The organism is Ruegeria sp. YTSC002 (assembly GCF_059609845.1).
Genome location: NZ_JBXWML010000014.1, coordinates 20,830 through 43,601, shown reverse-complemented (window position 1 = coordinate 43,601; position 22,772 = coordinate 20,830). Strand labels below are relative to the sequence as shown.

General features: G+C 59.3%; 22 protein-coding genes and 1 tRNA gene. 5 read left to right on the top strand and 18 right to left on the bottom strand.

The window, feature by feature from the left end; all coding sequences use genetic code 11:
• Positions 1-50: 50 nt before the first annotated feature.
• The 3 genes from AC2FFD_RS19740 to AC2FFD_RS19730 are packed head-to-tail and all read right to left on the bottom strand — an operon-like array spanning position 51 to position 3,413.
• Positions 51-1,229, bottom strand: coding sequence for a carbohydrate porin (locus tag AC2FFD_RS19740; RefSeq protein ID WP_496873917.1), 1,179 nt, complete (start codon positions 1,227-1,229; stop codon positions 51-53).
• Entirely contained in the window at positions 1,226-1,990 is a 765-nt protein-coding gene (locus AC2FFD_RS19735) for a DUF3299 domain-containing protein (protein WP_496873916.1), read from the bottom strand. Before AC2FFD_RS19735 ends, AC2FFD_RS19740 begins: the two co-directional genes overlap by 4 nt.
• 25 nt (positions 1,991-2,015) lie before the next feature.
• Positions 2,016-3,413 (bottom strand): amidohydrolase family protein, encoded by a 1,398-nt coding sequence (locus tag AC2FFD_RS19730; protein WP_425080049.1) that lies wholly within the window; start codon positions 3,411-3,413, stop codon positions 2,016-2,018.
• 142 nt (positions 3,414-3,555) lie between these two features.
• Between AC2FFD_RS19730 and AC2FFD_RS19725 the strand changes: the two genes are divergently transcribed.
• On the top strand, positions 3,556-4,557 hold the full coding sequence (locus tag AC2FFD_RS19725) for a helix-turn-helix transcriptional regulator (protein ID WP_496873915.1): 1,002 nt from the start codon (positions 3,556-3,558) through the stop codon (positions 4,555-4,557).
• A 489-nt stretch (positions 4,558-5,046) separates the two neighbouring features.
• Positions 5,047-6,045, top strand: coding sequence for a LacI family DNA-binding transcriptional regulator (locus AC2FFD_RS19720; RefSeq protein WP_480686109.1), 999 nt, complete (start codon positions 5,047-5,049; stop codon positions 6,043-6,045).
• On the opposite strand, the gene AC2FFD_RS19715 is transcribed toward AC2FFD_RS19720, so the two are convergent.
• Positions 6,046-7,179, bottom strand: coding sequence for a Gfo/Idh/MocA family protein (locus tag AC2FFD_RS19715; RefSeq protein ID WP_170347342.1), 1,134 nt, complete (start codon positions 7,177-7,179; stop codon positions 6,046-6,048).
• 37 nt (positions 7,180-7,216) lie between these two features.
• Entirely contained in the window at positions 7,217-8,320 is a 1,104-nt protein-coding gene (locus AC2FFD_RS19710; RefSeq protein WP_496873914.1) for a Gfo/Idh/MocA family protein, read from the bottom strand.
• A gap of 124 nt (positions 8,321-8,444) precedes the next feature.
• Between AC2FFD_RS19710 and iolC the strand changes: the two genes are divergently transcribed.
• The 3 genes from iolC to AC2FFD_RS19695 are packed head-to-tail and all read left to right on the top strand — an operon-like array spanning position 8,445 to position 11,095.
• On the top strand, positions 8,445-9,413 hold the full coding sequence (gene iolC / locus AC2FFD_RS19705) for a 5-dehydro-2-deoxygluconokinase (RefSeq protein WP_496873942.1): 969 nt from the start codon (positions 8,445-8,447) through the stop codon (positions 9,411-9,413).
• A 9-nt stretch (positions 9,414-9,422) separates the two neighbouring features.
• On the top strand, positions 9,423-10,259 hold the full coding sequence (locus tag AC2FFD_RS19700; protein WP_170347339.1) for a 5-deoxy-glucuronate isomerase: 837 nt from the start codon (positions 9,423-9,425) through the stop codon (positions 10,257-10,259).
• The gene (locus AC2FFD_RS19695; RefSeq protein WP_496873913.1) at positions 10,256-11,095 is read left to right on the top strand and encodes a class II fructose-bisphosphate aldolase; all 840 of its coding nucleotides are present in this window, start codon (positions 10,256-10,258) and stop codon (positions 11,093-11,095) included. The genes AC2FFD_RS19700 and AC2FFD_RS19695 overlap by 4 nt, the downstream gene beginning before the upstream one ends.
• Before the next feature lie 42 nt (positions 11,096-11,137).
• Here AC2FFD_RS19695 and AC2FFD_RS19690 read toward each other — a convergent pair whose 3' ends face one another.
• The 13 genes from AC2FFD_RS19690 to AC2FFD_RS19630 all read right to left on the bottom strand — a co-directional run bounded on the left by AC2FFD_RS19690 (position 11,138) and on the right by AC2FFD_RS19630 (position 22,690).
• On the bottom strand, positions 11,138-11,554 hold the full coding sequence (locus tag AC2FFD_RS19690) for a VOC family protein (RefSeq protein WP_496873912.1): 417 nt from the start codon (positions 11,552-11,554) through the stop codon (positions 11,138-11,140).
• 90 nt (positions 11,555-11,644) lie between these two features.
• The gene (locus AC2FFD_RS19685) at positions 11,645-12,403 is read right to left on the bottom strand and encodes an SDR family NAD(P)-dependent oxidoreductase (RefSeq protein WP_257600030.1); all 759 of its coding nucleotides are present in this window, start codon (positions 12,401-12,403) and stop codon (positions 11,645-11,647) included.
• Entirely contained in the window at positions 12,400-13,206 is an 807-nt protein-coding gene (gene iolB / locus AC2FFD_RS19680; protein WP_496873911.1) for a 5-deoxy-glucuronate isomerase, read from the bottom strand. The genes AC2FFD_RS19685 and iolB overlap by 4 nt, the downstream gene beginning before the upstream one ends.
• A gap of 48 nt (positions 13,207-13,254) precedes the next feature.
• A complete protein-coding gene (locus tag AC2FFD_RS19675) occupies positions 13,255-14,436 on the bottom strand; it encodes a phytanoyl-CoA dioxygenase family protein (protein ID WP_496873910.1) in 1,182 nt (393 codons plus the stop codon).
• A 49-nt stretch (positions 14,437-14,485) separates the two neighbouring features.
• The gene (iolE, locus tag AC2FFD_RS19670) at positions 14,486-15,385 is read right to left on the bottom strand and encodes a myo-inosose-2 dehydratase (RefSeq protein WP_496873909.1); all 900 of its coding nucleotides are present in this window, start codon (positions 15,383-15,385) and stop codon (positions 14,486-14,488) included.
• On the bottom strand, positions 15,382-17,214 hold the full coding sequence (iolD, locus tag AC2FFD_RS19665) for a 3D-(3,5/4)-trihydroxycyclohexane-1,2-dione acylhydrolase (decyclizing) (RefSeq protein WP_496873908.1): 1,833 nt from the start codon (positions 17,212-17,214) through the stop codon (positions 15,382-15,384). Before iolD ends, iolE begins: the two co-directional genes overlap by 4 nt.
• A gap of 152 nt (positions 17,215-17,366) precedes the next feature.
• Positions 17,367-18,188 carry an ATP-binding cassette domain-containing protein gene (locus AC2FFD_RS19660; protein WP_152459131.1) on the bottom strand — a complete coding sequence of 274 codons (822 nt, stop codon included), beginning with the start codon at positions 18,186-18,188 and terminating at the stop codon, positions 17,367-17,369.
• Between the two features lies 1 nt (position 18,189).
• Entirely contained in the window at positions 18,190-19,296 is a 1,107-nt protein-coding gene (locus AC2FFD_RS19655) for an ABC transporter permease (RefSeq protein ID WP_171118992.1), read from the bottom strand.
• Between the two features lie 69 nt (positions 19,297-19,365).
• A complete protein-coding gene (locus AC2FFD_RS19650; RefSeq protein WP_171638033.1) occupies positions 19,366-20,286 on the bottom strand; it encodes a sugar ABC transporter substrate-binding protein in 921 nt (306 codons plus the stop codon).
• Between the two features lie 124 nt (positions 20,287-20,410).
• Positions 20,411-21,424 carry an inositol 2-dehydrogenase gene (gene iolG / locus AC2FFD_RS19645; RefSeq protein WP_496873907.1) on the bottom strand — a complete coding sequence of 338 codons (1,014 nt, stop codon included), beginning with the start codon at positions 21,422-21,424 and terminating at the stop codon, positions 20,411-20,413.
• A 379-nt stretch (positions 21,425-21,803) separates the two neighbouring features.
• Positions 21,804-21,880, bottom strand: a tRNA-Arg gene (locus AC2FFD_RS19640).
• A 21-nt stretch (positions 21,881-21,901) separates the two neighbouring features.
• Positions 21,902-22,378 (bottom strand): GNAT family N-acetyltransferase, encoded by a 477-nt coding sequence (locus tag AC2FFD_RS19635; RefSeq protein WP_496873906.1) that lies wholly within the window; start codon positions 22,376-22,378, stop codon positions 21,902-21,904.
• Positions 22,379-22,690, bottom strand: coding sequence for an ETC complex I subunit (locus AC2FFD_RS19630; RefSeq protein WP_152459136.1), 312 nt, complete (start codon positions 22,688-22,690; stop codon positions 22,379-22,381).
• Between the last annotated feature and the right edge of the window lie 82 nt (positions 22,691-22,772).

Below are 22,772 nucleotides of genomic sequence, written 5' to 3'. Positions count from 1 at the left end.
GACTGAGCCTCCCAAATTGGCTTCGTGTGAGTTGCAGCTTTCGAGCCGCATCAAAAAACGATCCGGGTTCGCAGGCTGAACAGCGTGATGCTATCCTGATTGGGGTTCAGCAGCGGATTGGAGATGAACTGTAGCGACGGCGTGATTTGCAGCCCGGGTGAGATCGAAAAGCGATAGAATGCTTCCAGCGTGAACTGACCGCCGTCGATGTTTCTTGCCTCGGCCCAGTTCAAACCCAAGCCGGCCAGATCTGTGTTTCGACCGTAATAGCCCAGCCCGGCAGAAACCGAACGATCATACAGCGCTGCCGTGCCTTTCGACGCCCCTGCCCGAAAGAACGGCATCCATTTGTTGTCGACAAACCATGCCGCGGAAAACACACCCCCGTAATCTTCTGCACGGCTGCCATCGTCGGCCGCATCCGCATGCCAGAGGGTCAGGTGGATATTGTCGAAATAGATGCGATCAAAGCCCGACGTGTAGCCAATTTCAAACGATTTGAAGAGATTGCCATCGCTGAACACGTCAAGACTTGGATCAGACGGATCGGCGTTTGCGTCTGCAACGCTGGCAACGGCATAGAAGTTTTCGTTCAGCTTTATCCCACCGGCAATGCCAATTCCCTGGTTGGGCGTGTTGATTGTCGGGTTGGTGTTGAACGACAGGTTTTGGAACCCGCTGTAGGGGCTGACCAACCCATAGATATCCACAAAGTCCGTCACATCAATCTGGCCGACTTGCAGCGTCCACGCGCCGTTCTCGGCCCTTTGGGTCCAGAACAGGTTGGTCAGCAGCAAACCGCTGTCGTTGAAGGCAGTCCCGGTGATCGACAATGCGCCTCCGTCCAGCCCGAGGAATTGCGGGGCAACATCGGTGTATCCGTGCCGATCTTCGATTTTGAATGTCAGAGAACCCCGCTCGGTTGCCTGCCAACTGCCGTAGACGCGAGCGATTCCACCTGCGGCTTCGCCAGTTCCCAAATCAGCGTTCGTGGATTGGCCCAACGCCAGGTAATCCACGTTGAAACGAAACCCGCCCTCGGCCAGCCGGTCTTTCCACCGAAACCAACCCGGCGCGATATTGCGCGGAAATTCGGAACGGTATTGCGGATCGGTCAGACCATCGCCAGGTTTCAGCTCGGCCTCGACCGAAGAAGGCCCGGACAACCCCTGGGCAGACGCCATACCCGCGCAGGCAACACTCAATGCGGCAACGAGGCGCCCTATCATTCCGACGCCTTTGCGCCGCCGGTTTTGCGATTGCCGGCAGCTCGGACGCGATCGGCTGCACGCTGTCTCCATTCCAGACCGTCGGCCTTTGTTTCCAGCGTTTCGACGCTGTCCGTCTCCAATTTGAAGGTCGCATTCATCGGCACAGGCCCATCCACGACCATTATGTTCTGAACCGAGGGTTCAATCGTCAGCGTACCAGTGAGCTGAACAGGTTCATGGAAGTAACTGGGGGCCCAGTCGCCGTTCAACCGCACCCGGATCATCTGATTGGGCGGAGGCGGAGGCATGTGGCTGCACATCCCGCGTTCTGGTACCAAATACGTCACTGCTCGCCCGTCCGGATCGTTCGGCGCGGGAATGGCAAAGCCCGTCAATGTAACCGTCTGGCCATCGAATCGCGGATTCCCCCTTGTTCCTGCCTTTTTTCGCCGCTCTTTCACATCCTCGCGCTGATCGAGCAGCCAATCGACATCAACGCCACCCTCGGCCAAGGCGTCTTCGGTCTCGGTCAGAAGCTCTTGCCATTTCTGTCTTTCCTCGACGCTGCCGACATCCTGCTGCAACCTGCCGCGCAAGCGCACGACGAAAAGGACATCGTCAAACTGTTCAGGGCTGAGATCACGATAGGGGTCATCGAACACCTGCACGGACGGGTCCGGAAGGTCAGACCAGTCAAGCGTCGCATGGGGCGCTGCCATTGCGGAATGACCGCTCAGGACCAAGCCAACGAAAACTGCGGCGCGAAACCAAGGGACCATGAAATCTCTCCAACCGTTTTTGGGGTCACTCCAGCGTGTTCTTGTATATCACACCGTCCTTCATAATCAGTCGGATCGTTTCCGGGCTTTCCGGCCTCGTTTCGGCGCCAAACCATTGATCCCCGGTTCCAACGACGGAAAAGTCTTCAAGCGGGTTTCCGTCGATCAGCAGGATGTCAGCATAGGCCCCTTCCTCGATCACACCCAGTTTTCCGGCCGTATACGGGTTCATGAAATCGCCGGACAGCGCCACGATCTCGCCGCCGATCGACGTCAAAGTAACCATCGACTGATAGGGCCCGAAAAACTCATTGTTCAGGTGTTTCTCATAGGCAATCTGGATATTGCAAGCCTCGACCGAACCAACACAATCGGTCTGGAATCCCCGTTTCACCGGGCATTCCTTCATATTGTCGATATAGCCTGCAAATGTGGCCGAGGCGGATTTTGCCTTGGCCAGGCTCGACGGCACGTTTGCCACAGCCGGAATGTCCAGCAATCCGGGGTCGAAGGCCGTCAGGTTGGTGGTAATGTAGGCCCCTTTTTCGTTCATGACCCGGGCAATGTCACAGTCGAACGAGAATCCATGTTCGATCGACATCACACCTGCGTCGAGCGCTGCGAGGATTGCTTCCTTGCGATAAGAATGCGCCATGACATAGCTGCCATACTCATTTGCCACTTGCACGGCGGCCCTGATTTCCTCGGGAGATCCGGCCAGCAATTGCCAGGGGTCGAAGGCCGAGACGACGCCCCCGGATTGCATGAATTTCAACTGTGTCGCACCCATTCGGAAATTGTTGCGAGCAAACCTGTAAACGTCATCCACGCCGCTGACTTCCTGCGCCATGTTCAGGCGGCTCATGTTGGTCTCTGAGCCCGGCGGTGCAGTAAAATTGGCAAAGTCAGCGTGACCACCTCGCGTACCGATGAACGCACCTGACGGAAAGAAACGCGGGCCGTCGATTTGCCCCGCCTCAATTGCCCGGCGCAGCCCGCCATTGGCCCCACCTGCATCCCTGACCGTGGTGAACCCCTGCATCAGGTACATTTCAGCCATTCGTGCGCCATGAATGGCAAAGTCTTCCCATGTCACGTTGGCTTCCATCGCGGGCAGAGTGGGCCCCATCAGCATCAAATGGGCGTGGGTCTCGACAAACCCCGGGCTCAACGTCCGCCCTCCGCCGTCAATCACAACGGCATTGGGCGCGTCGACCGCTTCGGTTGAAACAGTCTTGATCAGGTTGCCCTCGACCAGAACATTGGCATTCTCGATACGCTGTTCATTCACGCCATCAAAGACGTGTACATTGGTGAACAGCGTTTGAGGATCTTCTTGATCCTGAGCCTGCGCAGCCGCCGAAAAACCAAAAGCTGCCGCAACCATTACCGCCGGGCCAAGGGACATTCGCATGCTGGTCATAGGTTCTCCCTTCACATTCACGTTTTGCCAAGTGTAGCCCGAAATCTCTTGGGCGGGTTGCCACTTTTGGACTAACATGTGCGAATGTGGCCGTAAAAAGGGCCACTGAACGAAACCATTGGTTCAAACAAGGGTGACGGGCGTGCCACTCGGTTCCACTTCTGAAGCGCATAGCGAAGGCTTTATCCGCCTCGCGCTGGCCGCCCCTTTTCTGCAATATCTCACCGACCGCAGGATCAATCCGCAACCGGCCTTGGATCAGGTCGGCTTAAAGGCCGACCTGCTGTCCGACCCATCTGTCTATGTCCACTCAGAACTGGTCTATGGTCTGTTGAATGCCTTCTCCGAATTGTCAGGGGATCGATACATTGGTCTGAATGTAGGAGAGACGTTTGACCTGCAAGGATGGCCGCCATTCGCCCGGTCGCTGCAATCCTCGAACACGCTGTTCGAGTTTTTTGCCCGGTTCGTCAGGCTCGTGCCACAAGAGTCAAACGCCGTGCGGCACAGCCTTGTCGTGGAAGCTGACAAAGCGATCTATCGGATCGAGCGGCAACAGGAACCCACCGTTTCGCCGGTTCAGGTTACCGGGTTTGGGGCTGCCATCTATGTGCGCCTGTTGCAAAGCATGGTGGGAAACGCGTGGGATCCGTCCCGAGTGCGATGGGAAAGCAGATACATCCTTGGCTTGCCTCTCGACTACAAGGGTATCGAAGTCGGCCTTGGAACCAACCCCGGAATGCAGATCAGTTTTCCCGTGGAATGGTTGTTTTTGCACCATGCGGCAAAGGATCCCGAAGCGCCGAAAACCACGACCCGGCACAATGAAGACGTAACCGTGGTGGCCGCTTTGCGCTCTGTCCTGCGTGGAAAACTGGACGAGTCAGAACTGGGGCCGGAGGTTGTGGCCGGATTGCTGGGTATCCAGCCCGAGCGGTTCCTGAAAGCACTTCACAATCATCAGACAACACTTCCCCGAGAACTGAGGCGGCTGCGGGTCGATGTCGCCAAGGAGCACCTCAGAGAAAGCAAAAAGACAGTTGCCGAGATCGGATTCATGCTTGGCTATTCCGACAAGTCCCACTTCACTCGGTTTTTTCGAAGCCAGACCGGAGTGACGCCAACCAAATTCCGCCTTGGATAGAAACTGCGCTGCGAATGGGCGGATTGGCGTTCCACTGCTTCCCTCATGTTTGTCCACCAAGGGATGGCAAGGGTTGAAAAAGCAATTGCCCCATGGCCCTTTCGGCAACGCATGCTTGTTTTGGCTTGATCGAACGTGACCTTGAAAACGGCAAGAAAGGATATGCCCTTGAACCGTCCCGCAGTTTGTGCAACTTCAAATCGCTGACAACACCAGGCATCTCTGGGAACTTGTGCGCTTGGTGGCAATGCAAGACGGCGTCTTGGTGCATCTGCGGATTGGAAAATGCGCTTCGGCTATACTGAAGATGTCAGGAGTTCGAGTGTCTCATTACCTACCTTTTTGCCTTCAAAGTTTCGACACTCAAGCAGGGTTGAACCGTCGAAGCAGGGTTGCAACCGGTTGCAAGTTCAGGTCGATGATGCATAATGCTCGGGCAATGCCAAACTTACCTGCTTTCCTGCCTCGCAGTAATCGGAGTCCCGCAGCGTGAGCGTAACTCTGAAAGACGTGGCCGCCTTGGCCGGCGTTTCACGCTCTGCCGTGTCGCGCACCTTTACCGAAGGTGCCTCGGTTTCCGCAAAAACGCGCAGCAAGGTTGAAAAGGCGGCCCGTGAGCTTGGCTACAGCCCCAATGCTCTGGCTTCGTCTCTGACGACCGGGCGCACCAAACTGATCGGATTGATTTCGAACAACTTTCACAACCCGATTTTCCTGGAAGTCTTCGACCAGTTTACACGCGCCTTGCAGGAACGCGGCCTGCGCCCGCTGATCGTGAACCTGACCGACGAGACCGAGCCCGCCAATTCCGTGCGCATGCTGCGGCAGTACTCGGTGGATGCGGTGATCGTCGCCTCGTCAACCCTGCCGCCCAGCTTTGCCAAGGCGTTCCACGACGCGGGTGTGCCGGTGGTGCATACGTTCGGACGGTCGGCGACCTCACCCGAGGTGCATGTGGTCGGGATCGACAATGTGGAATGCGGGCGCATGGCCGCGCGCGAGCTGGTCGCGCGGGGCTATGCCAGCGTGGGCTATATGGGCGGGCCGGTCGATGCGACCTCGTCGCTGGACCGGCAGCGGGGCTTTATCGAAGAAATGGCCAACCATCAGCAGATTCCGGTCAGCCACTCCTTCGCCGGGGCCTATTCCTTCGAAGCGGGGCGGGCCGAGATGCTGCGCCTGCTGGCCGGTGACCCGGCGCAGGCCTATTTCTGCGGCGACGACATCCTTTCGATCGGGGCGCTGTCGGCGCTGGCTGATCACGGGCTGAAACCGGGTTCTGACATCGGGATCATCGGCCTGAACGACATGGAGATGTCGCGCTGGGAATATATCAACCTGACGACCATCCATCAGCCGATCAAGCAGATCATCACCTCGTCGGTCGATCTGGTGGAAGAGATGCTGAAAACGCCCGACCGCTACCCCGAGGCGCGGATTTTCCCCTGCCGGGTGGTCGAGCGGGGCACGTTGCGGCCCCACCCCTGATCAGCGGAACATCGGCGGGCGGGCATCCTGCCAGGCACCATCTGCTTTGCCCGACGCAACAGCCGCGTGGACCGCGGCGATCGATCGCACGCCATCGGCCGCGTTGGGCAGCCCATCCCGGCTTTCACCGCGGATCGCATCCGCCAGATCGCAATAGATATTGGCTACGGCCAACGGGAACCCCTCGGGATGGGCAATCGCCACGCGCGACAGACGCATGGCGTCGTCATGCAGGCCGCCCTCGCCCTTTTCGATGATCTGGGTGCGCCCACCGACCGGGGTGTAGATCAACTGGTTGGGTTGCTCTGACGCCCAGCGCAAACCGCCGGTTTCGCCAAAGACCTGTATGTCAAAACCATGCTGGCGCCCGATCGCCACTGAGGATGTCCAAAGACGCCCGACCGTGCCGCCTTCCATACGGAAGTTGATCATTGCATCGTCTTCCAGTTCCCGGCTTGCGATCGTTGAGGCCATATCGGCCGAAAGCGTCTTAACCTCATCATCGCAGATAAAACTGGCCATATGCAGGGCATGGATACCGCAATCGGCAAACTGCCCGGAAACCCCTGCCATCGCAGGATCATAGCGCCACCGCACACGCGGATTGTCCGCATCGGTGGCATCCCCGTGGTGGCCATGGCTGAAATTGGTCACCACAAGACGCACCTGTCCGATTTCGCCCGCGCGCACCATCGCGCGGGCCTGACGCACCATGGGATAGGCCGAATAGCAGTAGTTCACCGCGCAGATCTTACCCGAAGCTTCGGCGACGCGGACTATTTCCTCACCCTCTTCCACGGTCATGGTCATCGGCTTTTCGCACAGGACATTGAAGCCTGCTTCAAGATACGCCTTGGCAATCTCGAAATGGGTCGAGTTGGGTGTGGCGATGGTCACCAGGTCAACCCGGTCTTCACGGTCTTTCTCGCCTGCCAGCATCTCTTGCCAGTCGCCATAGGCGCGATCGGCCGCAACGCCCAATCGCTGCGCGTATTCCCGGCCCGCTTCGGGCCGGTGATCCAGCGCGCCAGCGGCAAATTCAAACAGCCCGTCAGCCTGTGCCCCCAAGCGGTGCGCGGGGCCAATCTGGCTGCCTTCACCACCACCGATCATGCCCCATCTCAACTTAGCCATGGTCATTGTCTCTCATTAGAACTTTTAGGTTGAGCGATCAGAAATCGCGGATGTCTTTCCACTGCCGCTGCTCTGACGACGCCAGGGCGGCAGCAAGCACGCGGTTGACCTCATGCCCGTCGCGAAAGGTGGGCCAGGTGGCTTTTCCGGTGTGGATGGCCTGAAGAAAGTCTTTGGCCTCGATAATGATCTGGTCCTGATAGCCCGTTCCATGGCCCGGACCCTGACAGAAGGGCTCGTAATCCGGATGCGCCGGGCCGGTCAGGATCTTGGCAAACCCGCGCGTGGCTTCGGGCCCTTCCCGCTTATACAGCCACAGCGCGTTCTGGTCTTCCTGATCGAAGCGGATCGCGCCCTTTGTTCCCGATATTTCATAAGCATAGCCCATTTTTCGCCCCGTCGCGACGCGGCTGAAATACAGGTTGCCCATAACCCCGTTTTCGAACCGGCACATCATCTGGGCGTGGTCGTCGTTTGTCACCTCACCACCAGGTCGGGTTTTGTGAACCGTTTCAACATCCGCCATCACCTGTGCGATGGGTCCAACCAGTGCCAACGCACCGTTGACCATGTGCGGTGCCAGATCTCCGATTGTGCCATTGGCCATGCCCGTCGTGCGCCAGGTCGCCGGAGCGCGTGGGTCGGCATAGAAATCTTCGGTGTGCTCCCCCCGGAACCAAGTGACATCCCCAATCTCTCCGTCGGCGATCAGCTGCCGGGCGAATTGGCTTGCGGGCGTGCGAATATAGTTGAACCCCACCATGTTGACCGCACCCGAAGCCTCGGCAGCAGCAACCATAGTCTGACTGTCCGCAAGCGACGCGCCTAATGGCTTTTCACACAGAACCGGTTTGCCCAGTGCAAAAGCCGCTTCGGCAATCTGACGATGCGTGGATTGAGGCGAGGCGATGACGATTGCCTCGACCTGTGGGTCCTCAACCAATACACGCCAGTCGTGGGTCGCGCGTTTGTACCCGTAGGCTGTCCTGTAACGTTCAGCGCTTTCGGGGCTGGAGGCACAAATGACCTCGAGCCGGGGTCGCAATGCCGTGTTGAACACCGCACCGACCGCAGACATGGCTACGGAATGGGCCTTGCCCATATAGCCGCCGCCGACGATTCCAATTCCGATTTCAGGCATCTGTAACGGCTCCGAACATATCATTTGCAACCGGTTGCAAAATCAGTATCGTGTGAATCGATTCAACGCAAGGTCCAAACTTTGCCGACCCCACTCTGCCGGAGGACAAAACTTGAGCGCTTTGATGGATGGTATCAAAGGAAACCGCTTCGCCGTTCTGGGTCGCGCAGGTATGGACCTGTACGCCGACCCGATCGGCGTCAGAAGCGAGGATGCCGACACGTTCCATGCCGATCTTGGCGGGTCTTCCGCCAATATTTGTGCCGGGTTGGTCAAGCTTGGCAGCGAGGCGTCGCTGATCACGTCCGTCTCGGATGATGCGATCGGACGGTTCTGTCTGAACCGGTTGCGGCATTACGGCGTGGACACATCCTATATCCGCGTTTTGGGCGGCGAATACCGCATGTCTCTGGCGGTGTACGAAAGCCGGACCGAGGATTTTCAGAATGTGATCTATCGCAACGGGGCCGTTGATTTCCAGGTCACCGAAGAGGACATGGACAAGGTCGATTATTCGTCTTTCTCGGCAATCATCTCGGCTGGAACGGTCTTTGCGTCCGAACCGTCGCGCAGCGCCACATTCCGGGCATTCGAGAACGCCCGGAACGCAGGCCTGCCGATCATCTTCGATATCGATTACCGCCCCTACAGTTGGCCCTCGGCCGAGGTGGCTGCCGAAGTTCTGTCGCGGGCCGGTGACGCCAGCGACCTGATCGTCGGCAATGACGAAGAGTTCGGGTTCATGGCCGGCGGCATCGAAAAGGGGTTTGCCAAGGCCCGGGAACTTGCTGAAAAACCCGGTCGGATCGTCATCTACAAGATGGGTGAAAAAGGCGCTGTCACGTTGGTGGACGGGCAAGAGCTGCGAACCGGTATTTACCCGGTTACGGCTGTCAAACCCAACGGGGCCGGCGACAGTTTCATGGCCGGTCTGCTGGCCTCGATCGCGGCGGGGCACGATCTGAAAGACGCAGTCATGCGCGGTTCGGCCTGCGCGTCGATCGTGGTGTCGCATCCCGGTTGCGCGCCCGCCATGCCGACGACCCCGGAACTGGACGCGTTCCTCGCTTCTCATCCCGGCCCGGCCACATAGGAGAACCCCATGCATATCGCGCCCTACGACAACCAGAACAAACCCATCGTCGATGTCGATGACCCGACCGTGCCGCTGAACTATTTCAACATCGTCAAGTTGAAGCGGGGCGAAGCCTTTGAATACCAGGTCCCGGGATACGAGACCTGCATCGTGCCCGCCACCGGCAGCGTCGACGTGGAGGTCGAGGGCGTGCGCTTTGCCCATCTGGGCAACCGCGGCGAAGATGTCTGGGATGGCGAGCCCGAAGGCGCCTATGTTCCGTCGGGGGCCAGGGCGCAGATGGTCTGCGTCTCGGACACGGCCGAGGTGTTCGTGGCCGGCGCCAAATACGACAAGGTGCTGGACCCGTTCGACGTGCGCGAGCATGACCTGGTGCAATATGGCAGCGACGACACCAAGACCCATCGCAAGATCAAGCATATCCTGGGCCAGAAACAGCATGACAAGGTCGGCCGCCTGCTGGTCAGCGAGCTGTTCACCGTGGGTCAGGGCGGCTGGTCGGGCTTTCCCAGCCACAAGCACGACACCAACCGCCTGCCGGACGAGACCCGGCATGACGAAACCTACAATTTCCGCTTCAAGCCCAACTGGGGCTCGGGCCTACAGATGCTGCAACGCGAGGACAACGAACCGGGCGATGCCTATCACATCGTCGATGGCTCGACGATCTGCATCGACAAGGGGTATCACCCCTGCTGCGTGCTGCCGGGATACGAGATGTATTACTTCACCATTCTCGGCGGGCTGACCCAGCGGTCGCTGGTGCAGTACTTCCAACCCACCCATGCCTATCAGATCGAAACGATCCCGGGCATCAAAGACATGATCGCCAAATTCAAATGACCCTCGCTACGCTCAAAGACGTCCTGCAACCGGCCTATGAACAGGGCTATGCCGTCGGCGGCCTGGTAACGCTGGGCTGGGAGGACATGCGCGCCTATGTCGCCGCGGCCGAGGCCGAGAACGCCCCGGTGATCCTGCAAGCCGGCCCCAGCTGCCGTGAGCACACGCCGCTGCCCGTTCTGGGCAAGATGTTCCGGTATCTCACCGAAAACGCCTCGGTGCCCGTCGTGGCGCATCTGGACCACGGATATACGTTCGAGGAGTGCAAGATCGCGCTGGACAGCGGGTTTACCTCGCTGATGTTCGACGGATCGCGCAAGCCCTTGCAGCAGAATATCGACGAAACCGCCGCGATTGCCGAAATGGCCCATGCCGCCGGGATCTCGTGCGAGGGCGAGATCGGCTTTGTGGGCTATTCCGGGGGCGAAGGCTCGGCCGGGACCGACCCGGACGAGGCAGCGACCTTCGCCACCCAGACCGGCGTGGATGCGATGGCGATCTCGGTCGGAAACGTCCACCTTCAGCAAAACAAGGAAGGCGGGCTGGACGAGGACCGCATCCGCCGGATTCAGGCCGTGACCAACGTGCCGCTGGTGATCCATGGCGGATCGGGCGTGCCCGTGGAACAGCGCGCGCGGCTGGCGCGCGAGACCTCCATCTGCAAGTTCAACATCGGGACCGAGCTGCGCATGGCCTTCGGCACCGCCCTGCGCGCGGCCGTGAACCGCGACCCCGACCGGTTCGACCGGGTGACGATCCTGAAGGAAACCCACGATCCGGTCGTGGCTGCCGCCCGCACCGTGATCCGCGCCTTTGGTGCGCCGCCGCAGCGCTGACCGTCCCGGCCTGAGCCGTTCTGCAAAACGCGTAGGCGGCTTCTAGTCGTCGCGCCCCGGATCATTGGGATTGCTGGAAAACAGGGCGATCTTGTTGCCCTGTGGGTCCCGCAGATAGCTGACATAGAAACGCGGCCCGTACATGGCGCGAAAGCCCGGCTGGCCCTCGTCCGACCCGCCGGCGCGCAGCGCGGCGGCGTGCAGGTCGCGCACCTGCTGCTGATTGCGCGCCTCGAAGGCGACCATCGCACCATTCCCGGCCGAGGCCGCAGCCCCGTCAAACGGCGGTTTGACATAAAATTCCGGCAGAACCGGTTGCTGGCCCGGCGGCACCGGCAGGGCGAAACTCAGCCCTTCGGGGCCTTCTTCCAACGCATAGCCGAGATCCGGCAGAAAGGCGCAATAGAACCGTTTTGCGCGCGCGATGTCGTCCGCGCCGACCGTGACATAGGCAATCATGCCGCATCTTCCCTTGCCGGGTGTCGATCCGTCAACCGGCACCAGCGCATCGGCGCACGTCCATTCCGGACAGGGAAGACCCCAAGGCCGTCAGATCGAGCCGCCCTCGACCATGAAATTCCCCGCGCTGCACATGGCCGCGTCATCCGAGGCCAGAAACAGCACCATCCGCGCCACATAGACCGGGTCGATCGGGTCGGGCAGGCATTGGCGGTCGATCTGTTTGGCCAGCGCCTCGGGCGTGACCCACAGGTCTTTCTGGCGCTGGGTCATGATCCAGCCGGGCACGACCGTGTTGACCCGGATCCGGTGATCGCCCAGCTCGCGCGCCATGGTGCGGGTCAGGCCATGCACCGCCGATTTCGCTGTGGCATAGGCGGGAAAGCCCGCACCGGCCTCCCACCACGAATTCGACCCGATATTGATGATCGAGCCTGCGCCCTTGGCGATCATTCCCGGTGCCACCGACTGAATGGCAAAGAACATGTGGCGGATATTGGTCGCCATGCGCTCATCCCAATAGTCAGGCGTTACCTCGCGCCAGTCGTGCCGGTCATCCCGGGCCGCATTGTTCACCAGAACATCCGCGTCGCCCAATTCTTCCACCAATTGCCCTATTGCGGCGTTCATCTCGTCAATGTCGCGCAGATCGCATTGGGCGAATGCATGCTCTCCGTCCAGCTCGGAAAGCAAAGCAAGCCCGGCATCGGCGTTGAGGTCCAAAAACCCGACCTTTGCCCCCTGTTCGGCAAAGGCCCGAACGGTTTCCGCGCCAATTCCGCCGGCCCCGCCGGTGATGAAAACCGTTTTCCCTGCAAGGCTTGGGTAATTGGCAAAAGTATGGCTCATCCGTCACGCTCCATGATCCATTCGACCTCGGGGGCTGGAACGAATCGCCATTTCCGCAGCGGTCCGGCCATGACGTTCAGGTAATACATCTCGAACCCGTAGGGCGCACCGCAAGGGTGATGGCCACGCGGGACGGTCACAACGTCGCCATCGGATACCGCCATCGTCTCATCCAACTGGCCGTCATCGGTGTAAACCCGCTGGACCCCAAATCCGTTCGACGGGTTCAGGCGGTGGTAGTAGATCTCTTCCAGATATGTGATGCGGGGATAGTCATCCTCGTCGTGGCGGTGACTGGGATAAGACGACCAATGGCCATTCGGCGTGAACACTTCGGTCACCAGCAGGCTGTCGGCGTAGTCCTCATTCTCCATCGCGATGTTGTTGATATAGCGCGTGTTTACGCCCTTGCCGCGTTCAGTCAGCGTAATGCCATCCGGGCCGATGCGGCGCGCCTGATGACCGCCTTTGCCGGGCGCTGAACACACTGCGATGACACAATCGGTCTCGGCCACTGCATCCCATTCCGTTTCGTTGGGCAAATACAGGCAATGTGGCGGCGTCTTTTCAAAGACGTTCATCCGGTCACCCAGAACCCCCCAATCCTGGCCGGCCCCGGTGATCCGCGCCTTGCCTTCGACCATCACCAGAATGACCTCACGATCCGCGGTCACTTCGTTTGCGCGATCCCCTGCCTTTAGATGATAAAGCCCAAAGCCCACGTATTTCCATCCCGCGCTGGCCGGAGTGATGTCATGTACCTTGCCGTGGGTTCCAATCGGTTTCTTCAGCAGGTCTGCCATTCTTGTTCTCCTTCTTGGGCGGGCCCCGAGCGCCCGCCTGTATTGAATTCAGGCAGCTTGCCTTTGGTTCCGGGCCGATAGGGACTTGGCCAGCTGCGCCTGGGTCCACCCTTCCGCAACCGCGCGACGCAGAATATCCGCCTGGCTTTCCGGCGCATTGCCCCCGACCGGGGGGTCCGTGTCCAGATTGGTCGGGAAGGGATAGCCCTCAGCCGTGGCCGCAATTGCGGCCTCCAACTGCGCTGCGTCCAGCGCCCCGCGCTGTTTCAAGGCGATCAGAGACGGGAACACCGCCACAGACATCGCCCGCCGGTCCACCGCCTCCATCGCGCGCCCGAAGGCAGATGAGATTTGCAGCAGGTTTGCCATGCGATTGATGTCGGTGCTGCTGTTCGCGCCCGCCGCATGGAACAGCGCCGGATTGAAGAACACCGCGTCACCCTTTTCCAATGGCAACTGGATACAGCTGTCTTCGAAATGCGCCCGGTGTGCCTCATCGTGGAACGCCAGATAGCCCGGCGGGTAGAGCTGCGAGAACGGCAACAACTTGGTCGGCCCGCTTTCCACCGGCATGTCACAATGGGCAACCGCCCCTTGCAGGGTCAGCGAGGCCGTCACCAGATGCGCCTGTGCCGGATACCGGGCCGCGCTTTCGGCGCTTTGAAACCCAAGGTGATAATCCCGATGCGCCTGTTGCGCCTTGCCACCGGGGCGCACCTGATTGACCTGAGCTGTCACCTGATAGTTCGGCCCAAGCCATGCTTCACAGGCCGCCGCAATCGCCGTGTTCCCGAAATAAAGAGCAAAGCCCTCGGGGTCGCGCAGGCACTGTTTCTGCAATGCGTTCCAGATCCGGTCATTCGCGCCCGAGGCGGCAAAGTGATCGCCCTCACCGGCGCCACCCTGGCGTTCTTCTTCGATGATTTCACGAAACACATCCGTCGCCCGATCAATGATCGACGTATCCGGGTACGCCCCTTTCAAGGCGATCACACCGGCGGATCTGCCCAGCACCCGGCCCCATTCCGCCAGCAAGGCCCTACGCATATCAGGCTGTTCCAAACCGGAACGCAGTGCGTGCATATCATAGACGGGCACGTTCTTTTCGACCGAGGCGGCAAAAGGCACCGTCTCGGCGGAAAGAGACTGAGAGGTCAACACCTTGAATTCATCCAGATCACAGGATTCCCGGTCGAAATAGCCGACGAAACCGAGTTCTTGATTTACCATGATTTTTCTCCTCTTTCATGGCTTCAGTGTTGCCTCGAAGGGCGGGTTGTTACGCTTTGATCTCCAATCCTGCCTTGCCACAAACCTCGACAATGTGGTCATAGCCCTTCTTGGAGTACTCACATGGCGGCGCCTTGGCGGGGTCCTGCTCTGCCTCGACCACGATCCAGCCGTTGTAATCCATTGCTTTCAATGCATTGGCCACGGCCTGAAAGCCGATGCAACCATCACCCGGCACTGTGAACGCGCCCGCGATCACCGCATCCAGAAAACTGCGATTGTTCTCACGCGTGTCCTGTACGATTTCAGGACGGATATCCTTGAAATGCACGTGATGAACCCGGTCGCCCCAACGGTTCAGCGTGGCCATCACATCGCCGCCTCCAAACAGCAGATGGCCCGTATCGAAGCACAGCTTCAATTCGGGGCCTGAACCCTCCATCAGCCAGTTCACCTCATCTTCGCTTTCGATAATCGTGCCCATGTGGTGGTGATAGGCCATGGGCATGCCCTGATCTGCCATCCACTTAGCAAGTTCGGTGATCTTGGCGGCGTAGGTCAGAACCTCGTCTTTGGACAGCTTGGGACGGTTGTTCACCGGTGTCCCGATCTGACCCTGCACGGTATTTGAACACTCGGCATAGACGATGCACGGGCTGTTCAGCGCTACGAACTGTTCGACCTGTTCACGAACCGTTTCGCGTTCAGTCGAAAAATCGTTGACTAACGAGGCGCCGGAACACCAACCGCCACACAACGCAATGTCATTGCCTTCGAGATACGCGCGCAGTCCTTCGGTGTCGCCGGGCATCCTCTGGCCACGTTCAACACCTGTGTAACCGATCTCGCGCGCTTCTTTCAGCGCCTGCTCCATCGTGTAGGCTGCGGTCAGGTCCGGCAGGTCGTCATTCTGCCAGGCAATCGGAGAGATACCGATCTTCACGCTCATTTCGTGTTTCTTTCCTTGATGGCGGCTTCATAGGCCGCGCGTTTTTCATTCACTTCCGGGCGGGTGCTGACCTCGGGCACCGCCACTTCCCACCACGTTCCGCCATACTCGGTCGATGGGTAGGGATCGGTGTCGATCACCACGACATAGGGGCCGTTGACCTCACCGCGTTTGGCCAGCGCGTCTTCAAGCTCGGCAATTGAACTGACCTTGACCGAAGTCGCCCCCATCGCTGCCGCATGGGCTGCAAAATCGATGGCGGATGCTGTCTCGTGCACGGTATGGTCAAGAAGGTTGTTGAACTCGGCCCCGCCTGTCCCCATTTGCAAACGGTTGATGCACCCAAACCCGCGGTTGTCCGTGACGACAACGGTGAACGAGATCCCCATCATCGCCGCCGTCGCCATTTCCGAGTTGGCCATCATATAGGTGCCGTCACCGGTAAAGCAGATCACGTCGCGGTCGGGCTGGGCCATTTTGATGCCCATGGCACCGGCGATCTCATACCCCATGCAACTGAAACCATATTCCATGTGATAGGCACCGGGGCGCGGCGCCTTCCACAGCTTGTGCAGCTCACCCGGCATCGTGCCGGCGGCGCACATCGCAACAGTGTTTTCCTTGGCGGCCCGCTGCACGGCACCGATCACCTGCATATCCGTGGGCAGTGCATTGCTGTCGGTGGGGGCATCCGTCAGCGCATCAACTTTGCCGAACCAATCAGATTTCAATGTCGCAGGCAGACCCGGCGCGCGATGGTCGCCCAGCGCTTCGCCGAGTTCTTTTAGACCAACCCGAGCGTCGGCCTGCAACGGCATCGCTCCGTGCTTTTCGGCGTCGTAGGCGGCGGTGTTCAGGCTGATCAACTCTCGCTCGGGGTTCGCGAACAAACCCCATGACCCGGTAGTGAAATCCTGAAACCGGGTGCCGACGCCCAGCACAAGATCCGCCTTTGCGCAGATGTCATTGGCGGGTTCGCCCCCGGTCACACCAACGGGACCAAGGTTGAGCGGATGATCCCAGGGCAATGCGGACTTGCCCGCCTGTGTCTCGGCCACCGGGACATTGTGTGCTTCGGCAAAGCGCTGCAACGCGGCGGTTGCGTCCGAATAATGCACACCCCCGCCTGCAACGATAACGGGACGCTTGGCGGCCTTGATCGCGGCAACGGCACGGGCCAGTTCACCCTCATCCGGGCGAATGCGGCGCTGATACCAGACGCGTGGTTCAAAGAAGCTTTCGGGATAGTCATAGGCCTCGGCCTGCACGTCCTGACAAAAGGCCAGTGTCGCCGGGCCGCAATCCGCCGGGTCCGTCATCGTGCGGAAGGCACGCGGCAGAGCCGTCAGCAGATGTTCCGGGCGAGTGATGCGGTCGAAATACCGGCTGACCGGTCTGAAACAATCATTCGCACTGATCGTTCCATCCGAGAACACTTCGGGTTGCTGCAATACCGGATCGGGGCCACGCGTCGCAAATACATCGCCAGGCAGCAACAAAACAGGCAGACGGTTTACATGGGCCAGAGCAGCGGCCGTGACCATATTGGTCGCCCCCGGTCCGATTGACGATGTCACCGCCATGGCGCGCCGCCGACCCAATTGCTTGGCATAAGCAATCGCGCTGTGTGCCATGGTCTGTTCGTTGTGACCGCGATAGGTGGGAAGACTGTCTTTCACGCCATGCAGCGCCTCGCCCAGACCTGCCACGTTGCCATGGCCGAAGATCGCCCACACACCTGCGATGAACGGCTCTCCGGCCTCGTTCATCTGCGCCCCGAGATAGCGCACCAGAGCCTGCGCCGCGGTCAATCGGACTGTTTTGCTCATCATGATCCCTTTCAGCTCGGAGCCGCTGTCGGCGGTCCGCGGGTTTTCTCATTTGCGAAGGTGTCAGGCCTTTTACCAGAGCCTGAAATCAGAGTGGCGTCAGGTGCCACCGCCCGATGGATGCCCCCGTGGGGGCATCCGTGTGTTTTGCTTTAAACAGTACCGCCCAGTGATCCCTCAAGCTCGGCCATTTCCTGACCGCCGGCCATCAGGTCCTGCAACTCTTCGGGTGTGATTTCACCGCGTTTGGCAGTGCCCAGTGTTTTGCCGCGGTTCAGTACGGTAAAACGATCGCCCACCGCCAGCGCATGGCGCACGTTGTGGCTGATGAAAACCACGCCGACACCCTGGCTGCGCACCCGGTCGATCGTGGCAAGAACATTCGACGTCTGACGCACACCAAGCGCCGAGGTCGGTTCGTCGAGGATCAGGATCTTGGCGCCGAAATACACCGCCCGCGCGATGGCCACCGTCTGACGTTCGCCGCCTGACAATGTACCAACCGCCTGATCCGGCGCGCGCAGATTGATGCCCATCTTGCGCATCTCTTCCATGCAGACTTCGTTTGCATGATCCACATCGAACCGCTTGAGCAACCCTTTGCCCTTTGTGGGTTCGCGCCCCATGAAGAAATTGCGCGTCACGCTCATCAGCGGGATCATCGCAAGATCCTGAAACACGGTCGCGATGCCCGCTTCCATCGCGTCACGCGGCGTGTCGAAATGCAACGGCTGGCCTTCGAACAAAATCTCGCCCTTGGTGGGTTTGTGCACCCCGGACATGGTCTTGATGAAGGTGGACTTGCCCGCGCCGTTGTCGCCCAGCAGGCAATGGCATTCCCCGGGCTTGACGTCAAAGCTGACGCCAGCAAGTGCGATGATATTGCCAAAGTGCTTTTCGATGTCTTTCATCTGAACGATGGGCGCCTGATCATCGACGGCATCGCCATGGTGGAACTTGGTGTCTTCGGTCATATCAGCGCTCCCCGGTTACGCGCTTGCGGATCGCGTTGTTGAACAGAACGGCAATCAACAGCATGGCACCCAGGAAGACCTGGAACCAATCCTGATCAAAGTCGGTATAGGTCAGGCCGATGACGACCATTCCAAAGATGATCGAGCCGAAGAAAGCCCCGATGGCCGAGCCGTATCCGCCGGTCAGCAGGCAGCCGCCGATCACCGCGGCGATGATCGCCTCGAATTCTTTCTGGAACCCCCGCCGCGCATCGGTCGAGCCTGCGTCCATGACGGTAATGATCGCCACAAGGGCGGCACAGCACGCCGTCAGCATGAACAGTGAAACCTTGACGCGGTTCACCGGTACACCCGAATTGGATGCAGCCGTGCTGTCACCACCCGAGGCGAAAATCCAGTTCCCTACCGGGGTACGCAGCAGCACGTAGGTCGCCGCCAGTGTAATGACGATGAACCACAGGATTTCGACCGGAATACCCGGGACCTTGGGCGCGCCGCTTTTGAATGTATCGATCATGCCGTTGGCGGCCAGCCATGCGAACAGGCTGCCGAATGCTTCGCCCGAAAAGAAGGGGGCCAGCCAGTCGTTTTCGACCGCGTCGCGCACGCCGCGCAGTTGGGTCGAACCGCCTGTCGCCATTTTCAGCCCCACCAGTGACAGGCCACGAAGGATGAACAGAAACGCCAGCGTTACAATGAACGAAGGCAGGCCCGAACGGATCACGATATTGCCGTTGACCGCACCGACACAGGCCGCAAATACGAATGTCATTGGGATGGCAAAGATCAGCGGCAATTGCCAGGTCACGACGCAGACGCCGAAAAACAGCCCCGAGAACGCGACCATCGATCCGATCGACAGGTCGAACTCTCCACCGATCATCAGCAGTGCCGCACCGATCGCCAGGATACCCAACTGTGCCGCAGGGGTCATGAAGTTCATGACACCGGCAAGAGTGAACATCGATTCATCTGCGGTGATCGCAAAGAACACGAATACCAGAACCGCCCCTGCAATGGCGCCCAGCTCGGGTCTTTTCATCAGTTTGGTCAGGAACGGTTCTTTCTTGACCCTTTCGTCCGACAGGACGGGCGCTGATTCACTCATGGTTTCCTCCCAATTCGGTGAGACCGGCGCGTTGGCGCCGATCCTGTTGTTTGTCGGATCGCGCCGAAATCAGCGGATACCCTGCGCGGACAGTTCGATGACCTGTGCGGCCTTGTCCTGAGTGATCAGGTTCGGACCCGAAGGCACGTCGCCGCCCGGCATCAGGCCGTATTTGGCGTGCAGACCCATGAAGTTCACCGACAGGTAGCCCTGAAGGTACTGCTGCTGGTCAATGGCAAAGGCCGCGTCACCATCCACGATTGACTGGAGGAAGTTGGCCGACAGGTCGAACGAGGCAACATTCAAATCCCGCCCCGAGGCTTTGGCCGCGGCGACCGAAGGCTCGCCGGCCGAGCTCGCGCCCAGCGCCATAACGGTATCGACACTTTCGTCAGCGGCCAGCGCTGCGGCAACTTTGGACTCGATCTCGGACGGATCGTTCGAGGTCGGCAGAACGGTTACTTTACCGCCAAACCCTTCGGTGAAGCCTTCACAGCGCAGGTCAAGTGACACGTTGCCGACCTCGTGGTTGACACAGATCGCATTGGTTCCACCCATCGAGGCCAGCTTTTCACCAGCCGCCTTGCCCGCATCATATTCGTCCTGACCCACATGCAGCAGAGCGCCCAGTTCCTTGGCCACTTCCGCACCCGAGTTGATCGAGATCACCGGGATACCGGCGGCAACCGCACGTTCGATCGAGGGGCCAAGCGCATCGGCATCCGGGATCGAGACGATCAGTCCGTCAGGCTCCTGGTTCACGGCGGCGTCGATCAGCTGCGACATGGCAACCATGTCAAAGGTCTCAGGTGCACGATATTCCACGTTCACACCGACATCTTTTCCGGCCTGCTCAACGCCGTTTTTCACGACGTTCCAGAATGCGTCATTGGCCTGGCCATGCGACACGACCACGATTTCCTGCGCAAATGCAGGTGTGGCCAAGGCCAGTGCCCCGGCAGCAAGCGCGCCTTTAACGAATTTCTTCATTTCAGTTTCCTCCCAATGGTTCAGTCTGATCTTCTGTCGGGGTACCGGCCCCAATCATCCGGCTGTGCCGAATCTCAGTGGCTGCGGCGCTGGGCCGAGCTGATGTCAGTTTGAAGAATTTCGATCATTTTGCAACCGGTTTCAAAATTTCCTCCATTCGAACCGGTTTTCCTGCCCGCGCCGACAGGGTTGCGGCCTCGGCCATCGCCAGCGCCGCAACACCGTCCTTCAACGTGACCGGAACTTCGGATCCACGTTCAACTGCGTCGACAAAGGCGGCCCATTCCACGCGGTATGCAGGCATGTAGCGTTCCAGGAAAAAATAGGTCGGCTTGGCACCCACGACACCGTCCGCCGTTGACTTTACGACAGTGTTTTCCAGCATGTTCTGAGCCTGTAGCAACCCCTCGGACCCCAGCAACTCGACCCGTTGGTCATAACCATAGGCCGCACGTCGCGAGTTCTTGATTACCGCGATGCGGCCATCCGCGTAAGTCATTGTGACTGCGGCTGTATCCACATCTCCAGCGGCGCCAATTTCAGCATCCACAAGCGAGGACCCAACCGCCGAGATCGTTTCGGGAACCTCCCCCATCAGAAAATTCGCCATGTCAAAATCATGGATCATCATGTCCCGAAACAAACCACCAGACACCTTTACGTAGCTGACAGGTGGTGGCGCCGGGTCAAAAGAGGTGATCGACAGGAGCTCTGCCTTACCGATCTCACCCGCGTCCAGCCCCGCCTTCAAGGTCGCAAAATTGGGATCAAATCGTCGATTGAATCCTATCATGACCGGCTTGCCGCGTTCCGAGACGGTTTTCAGACAATCCGTGGCGCGCTTCAGGTCCAAATCAACGGGCTTTTCACACAGAACGGCTTTTCCTGCGCCTGTCGCTGCTTCAATCAGATCAGAATGCGTATCTGTTGGAGTTGCAATCAGAACCGCGCCGATTTCCGGATCGGCAATGATCTCTTCGGAACTGCGCGCCTCGGCCCCATGATCGCTGGCAAGGCTGGCTGCGGCCTCGGGCAAGGCATCGGAAACAGCAATGAGTTTGCTGCCGGGATGCGATGCAATCGCCTGCGCATGAACACGCCCGATGCGCCCGGCACCCAACAATCCGACGTTCAACATACAGATCTCCCGAATCTTGTTGTTGCGCGCAACAATGATTCCATTTGCAACCGGTTGCAATATTTTTTTCACAACCTTGACACTTTTACGGCCCAATCCCCAAATCACCCTGAAGAATCGCGATATGGTCCCGGGTCCCGATCCGCCGGCCGCAACCCACACGCTGAAATCCGCGCATTGGCCGTCCTACGGGAATCCCCCAATTTCGGAACATGGTGAATCAGGTTAATACTTGGTTAAGGAACACACACTACCACACTGTGACCCCTTAGAAGGGCTGGCATGACCCCCTCGTCCAGCCCTTCATTCCCTCCCAACTGCCACAAGAAAACGGCCCGCATTGCGGCCCGATGCGTTCATTGAAATTGACGTTCGAGAATGGCGATCCCTGAAGGACTCGAACCCTCAACCTGCTGATTAGAAGTCAGCTGCTCTATCCAGTTGAGCTAAGGGACCGCTGCACCCTTCTTGCGGTTTTTACGAGCGGGGTTCAAGAGCCAAGCGCATGAATGCGCTGTTCGGATCGTCGCTGTACCCAAAGATCGGACCGCAGTAGGAATAACCCAACGCTTCGTAAAGCTTGCGGGCGGCATCATACTCCGGAAGATGCTCTGCCCCGGTTTCCAAAACCAATGCTTCGACGCCTTCTGCGCGCGCCAGTTCGGCCAGATGAGTCATCATGACGCGCGCCAGTCCGCGCCCCCGTGCCCGTGCAAGGATATGCACCGACTTCACCTCTGCCGTGCCATCGGGCAACAGCTTCAGGGCGCCGCAGCCCAAAGCCTGCTGATCGTCGAAAACCGCACAGAATCGAATACCCGGTCCGGCCAGTGATTCTGCGCTCATCGTGTGGTTGCTTTCCGCAGGGCCGGCCGATTCGCTGTGGGCGAAATGCGCTTCGACAATCGGGCGCAACACGTCCGAGGTCGGGTCGGCCTCGCGAATTTGGATCATTCAGTGAGTCCAGGGACCACGGCGGTCGGTGGCGAAGTTTTCCCCGTAGCCGCGTGCGCGCAGGTTGGGTTTGCGCTTGTGCGGCTCGCTGACCTGCGCGTCGATACCATTGTCCCGGGCGTAATCCATCGCCTCTTTCTTGGTGTCGAATTTCAGGCGTATCTGGGTTTGCGTGTCGTTGGATGATGTCCAGCCCATCAGCGGATCAACCTCACGTGCCGAAGCGGGGGCATATTCCAGAACCCACTTGCGGGTCTTGGCCATCCCTGAAGTCATCGCATTCCTTGCAGGCTGGTAAATCCGTGCGCGCATGTCGCCTCTCCGTACTCACTTGGCTGGACCTGTTTATGCGTCAGAGTGCGGCCCGGGACAAGACAACAATTGTCGCGGATCA

Bases quoted from the DNA above. Each gene is read 5' to 3' on its own strand.
- AC2FFD_RS19740 (WP_496873917.1), bottom strand. From the start codon at position 1,229: ATGATAGGGCGCCTCGTTGCCGCATTGAGTGTTGCCTGCGCGGGTATG.
- AC2FFD_RS19735 (WP_496873916.1), bottom strand. From the start codon at position 1,990: ATGGTCCCTTGGTTTCGCGCCGCAGTTTTCGTTGGCTTGGTCCTGAGC.
- AC2FFD_RS19730 (WP_425080049.1), bottom strand. From the start codon at position 3,413: ATGACCAGCATGCGAATGTCCCTTGGCCCGGCGGTAATGGTTGCGGCA.
- AC2FFD_RS19715 (WP_170347342.1), bottom strand. From the start codon at position 7,179: ATGGCTAAGTTGAGATGGGGCATGATCGGTGGTGGTGAAGGCAGCCAG.
- AC2FFD_RS19710 (WP_496873914.1), bottom strand. From the start codon at position 8,320: ATGCCTGAAATCGGAATTGGAATCGTCGGCGGCGGCTATATGGGCAAG.
- iolC (WP_496873942.1), top strand. From the start codon at position 8,445: ATGGATGGTATCAAAGGAAACCGCTTCGCCGTTCTGGGTCGCGCAGGT.
- AC2FFD_RS19700 (WP_170347339.1), top strand. From the start codon at position 9,423: ATGCATATCGCGCCCTACGACAACCAGAACAAACCCATCGTCGATGTC.
- AC2FFD_RS19695 (WP_496873913.1), top strand. From the start codon at position 10,256: ATGACCCTCGCTACGCTCAAAGACGTCCTGCAACCGGCCTATGAACAG.
- AC2FFD_RS19690 (WP_496873912.1), bottom strand. From the start codon at position 11,554: ATGATTGCCTATGTCACGGTCGGCGCGGACGACATCGCGCGCGCAAAA.
- AC2FFD_RS19685 (WP_257600030.1), bottom strand. From the start codon at position 12,403: ATGAGCCATACTTTTGCCAATTACCCAAGCCTTGCAGGGAAAACGGTT.
- iolB (WP_496873911.1), bottom strand. From the start codon at position 13,206: ATGGCAGACCTGCTGAAGAAACCGATTGGAACCCACGGCAAGGTACAT.
- AC2FFD_RS19675 (WP_496873910.1), bottom strand. From the start codon at position 14,436: ATGGTAAATCAAGAACTCGGTTTCGTCGGCTATTTCGACCGGGAATCC.
- iolE (WP_496873909.1), bottom strand. From the start codon at position 15,385: ATGAGCGTGAAGATCGGTATCTCTCCGATTGCCTGGCAGAATGACGAC.
- iolD (WP_496873908.1), bottom strand. From the start codon at position 17,214: ATGAGCAAAACAGTCCGATTGACCGCGGCGCAGGCTCTGGTGCGCTAT.
- AC2FFD_RS19660 (WP_152459131.1), bottom strand. From the start codon at position 18,188: ATGACCGAAGACACCAAGTTCCACCATGGCGATGCCGTCGATGATCAG.
- AC2FFD_RS19655 (WP_171118992.1), bottom strand. From the start codon at position 19,296: ATGAGTGAATCAGCGCCCGTCCTGTCGGACGAAAGGGTCAAGAAAGAA.
- AC2FFD_RS19650 (WP_171638033.1), bottom strand. From the start codon at position 20,286: ATGAAGAAATTCGTTAAAGGCGCGCTTGCTGCCGGGGCACTGGCCTTG.
- iolG (WP_496873907.1), bottom strand. From the start codon at position 21,424: ATGTTGAACGTCGGATTGTTGGGTGCCGGGCGCATCGGGCGTGTTCAT.
- AC2FFD_RS19635 (WP_496873906.1), bottom strand. From the start codon at position 22,378: ATGATCCAAATTCGCGAGGCCGACCCGACCTCGGACGTGTTGCGCCCG.
- AC2FFD_RS19630 (WP_152459136.1), bottom strand. From the start codon at position 22,690: ATGCGCGCACGGATTTACCAGCCTGCAAGGAATGCGATGACTTCAGGG.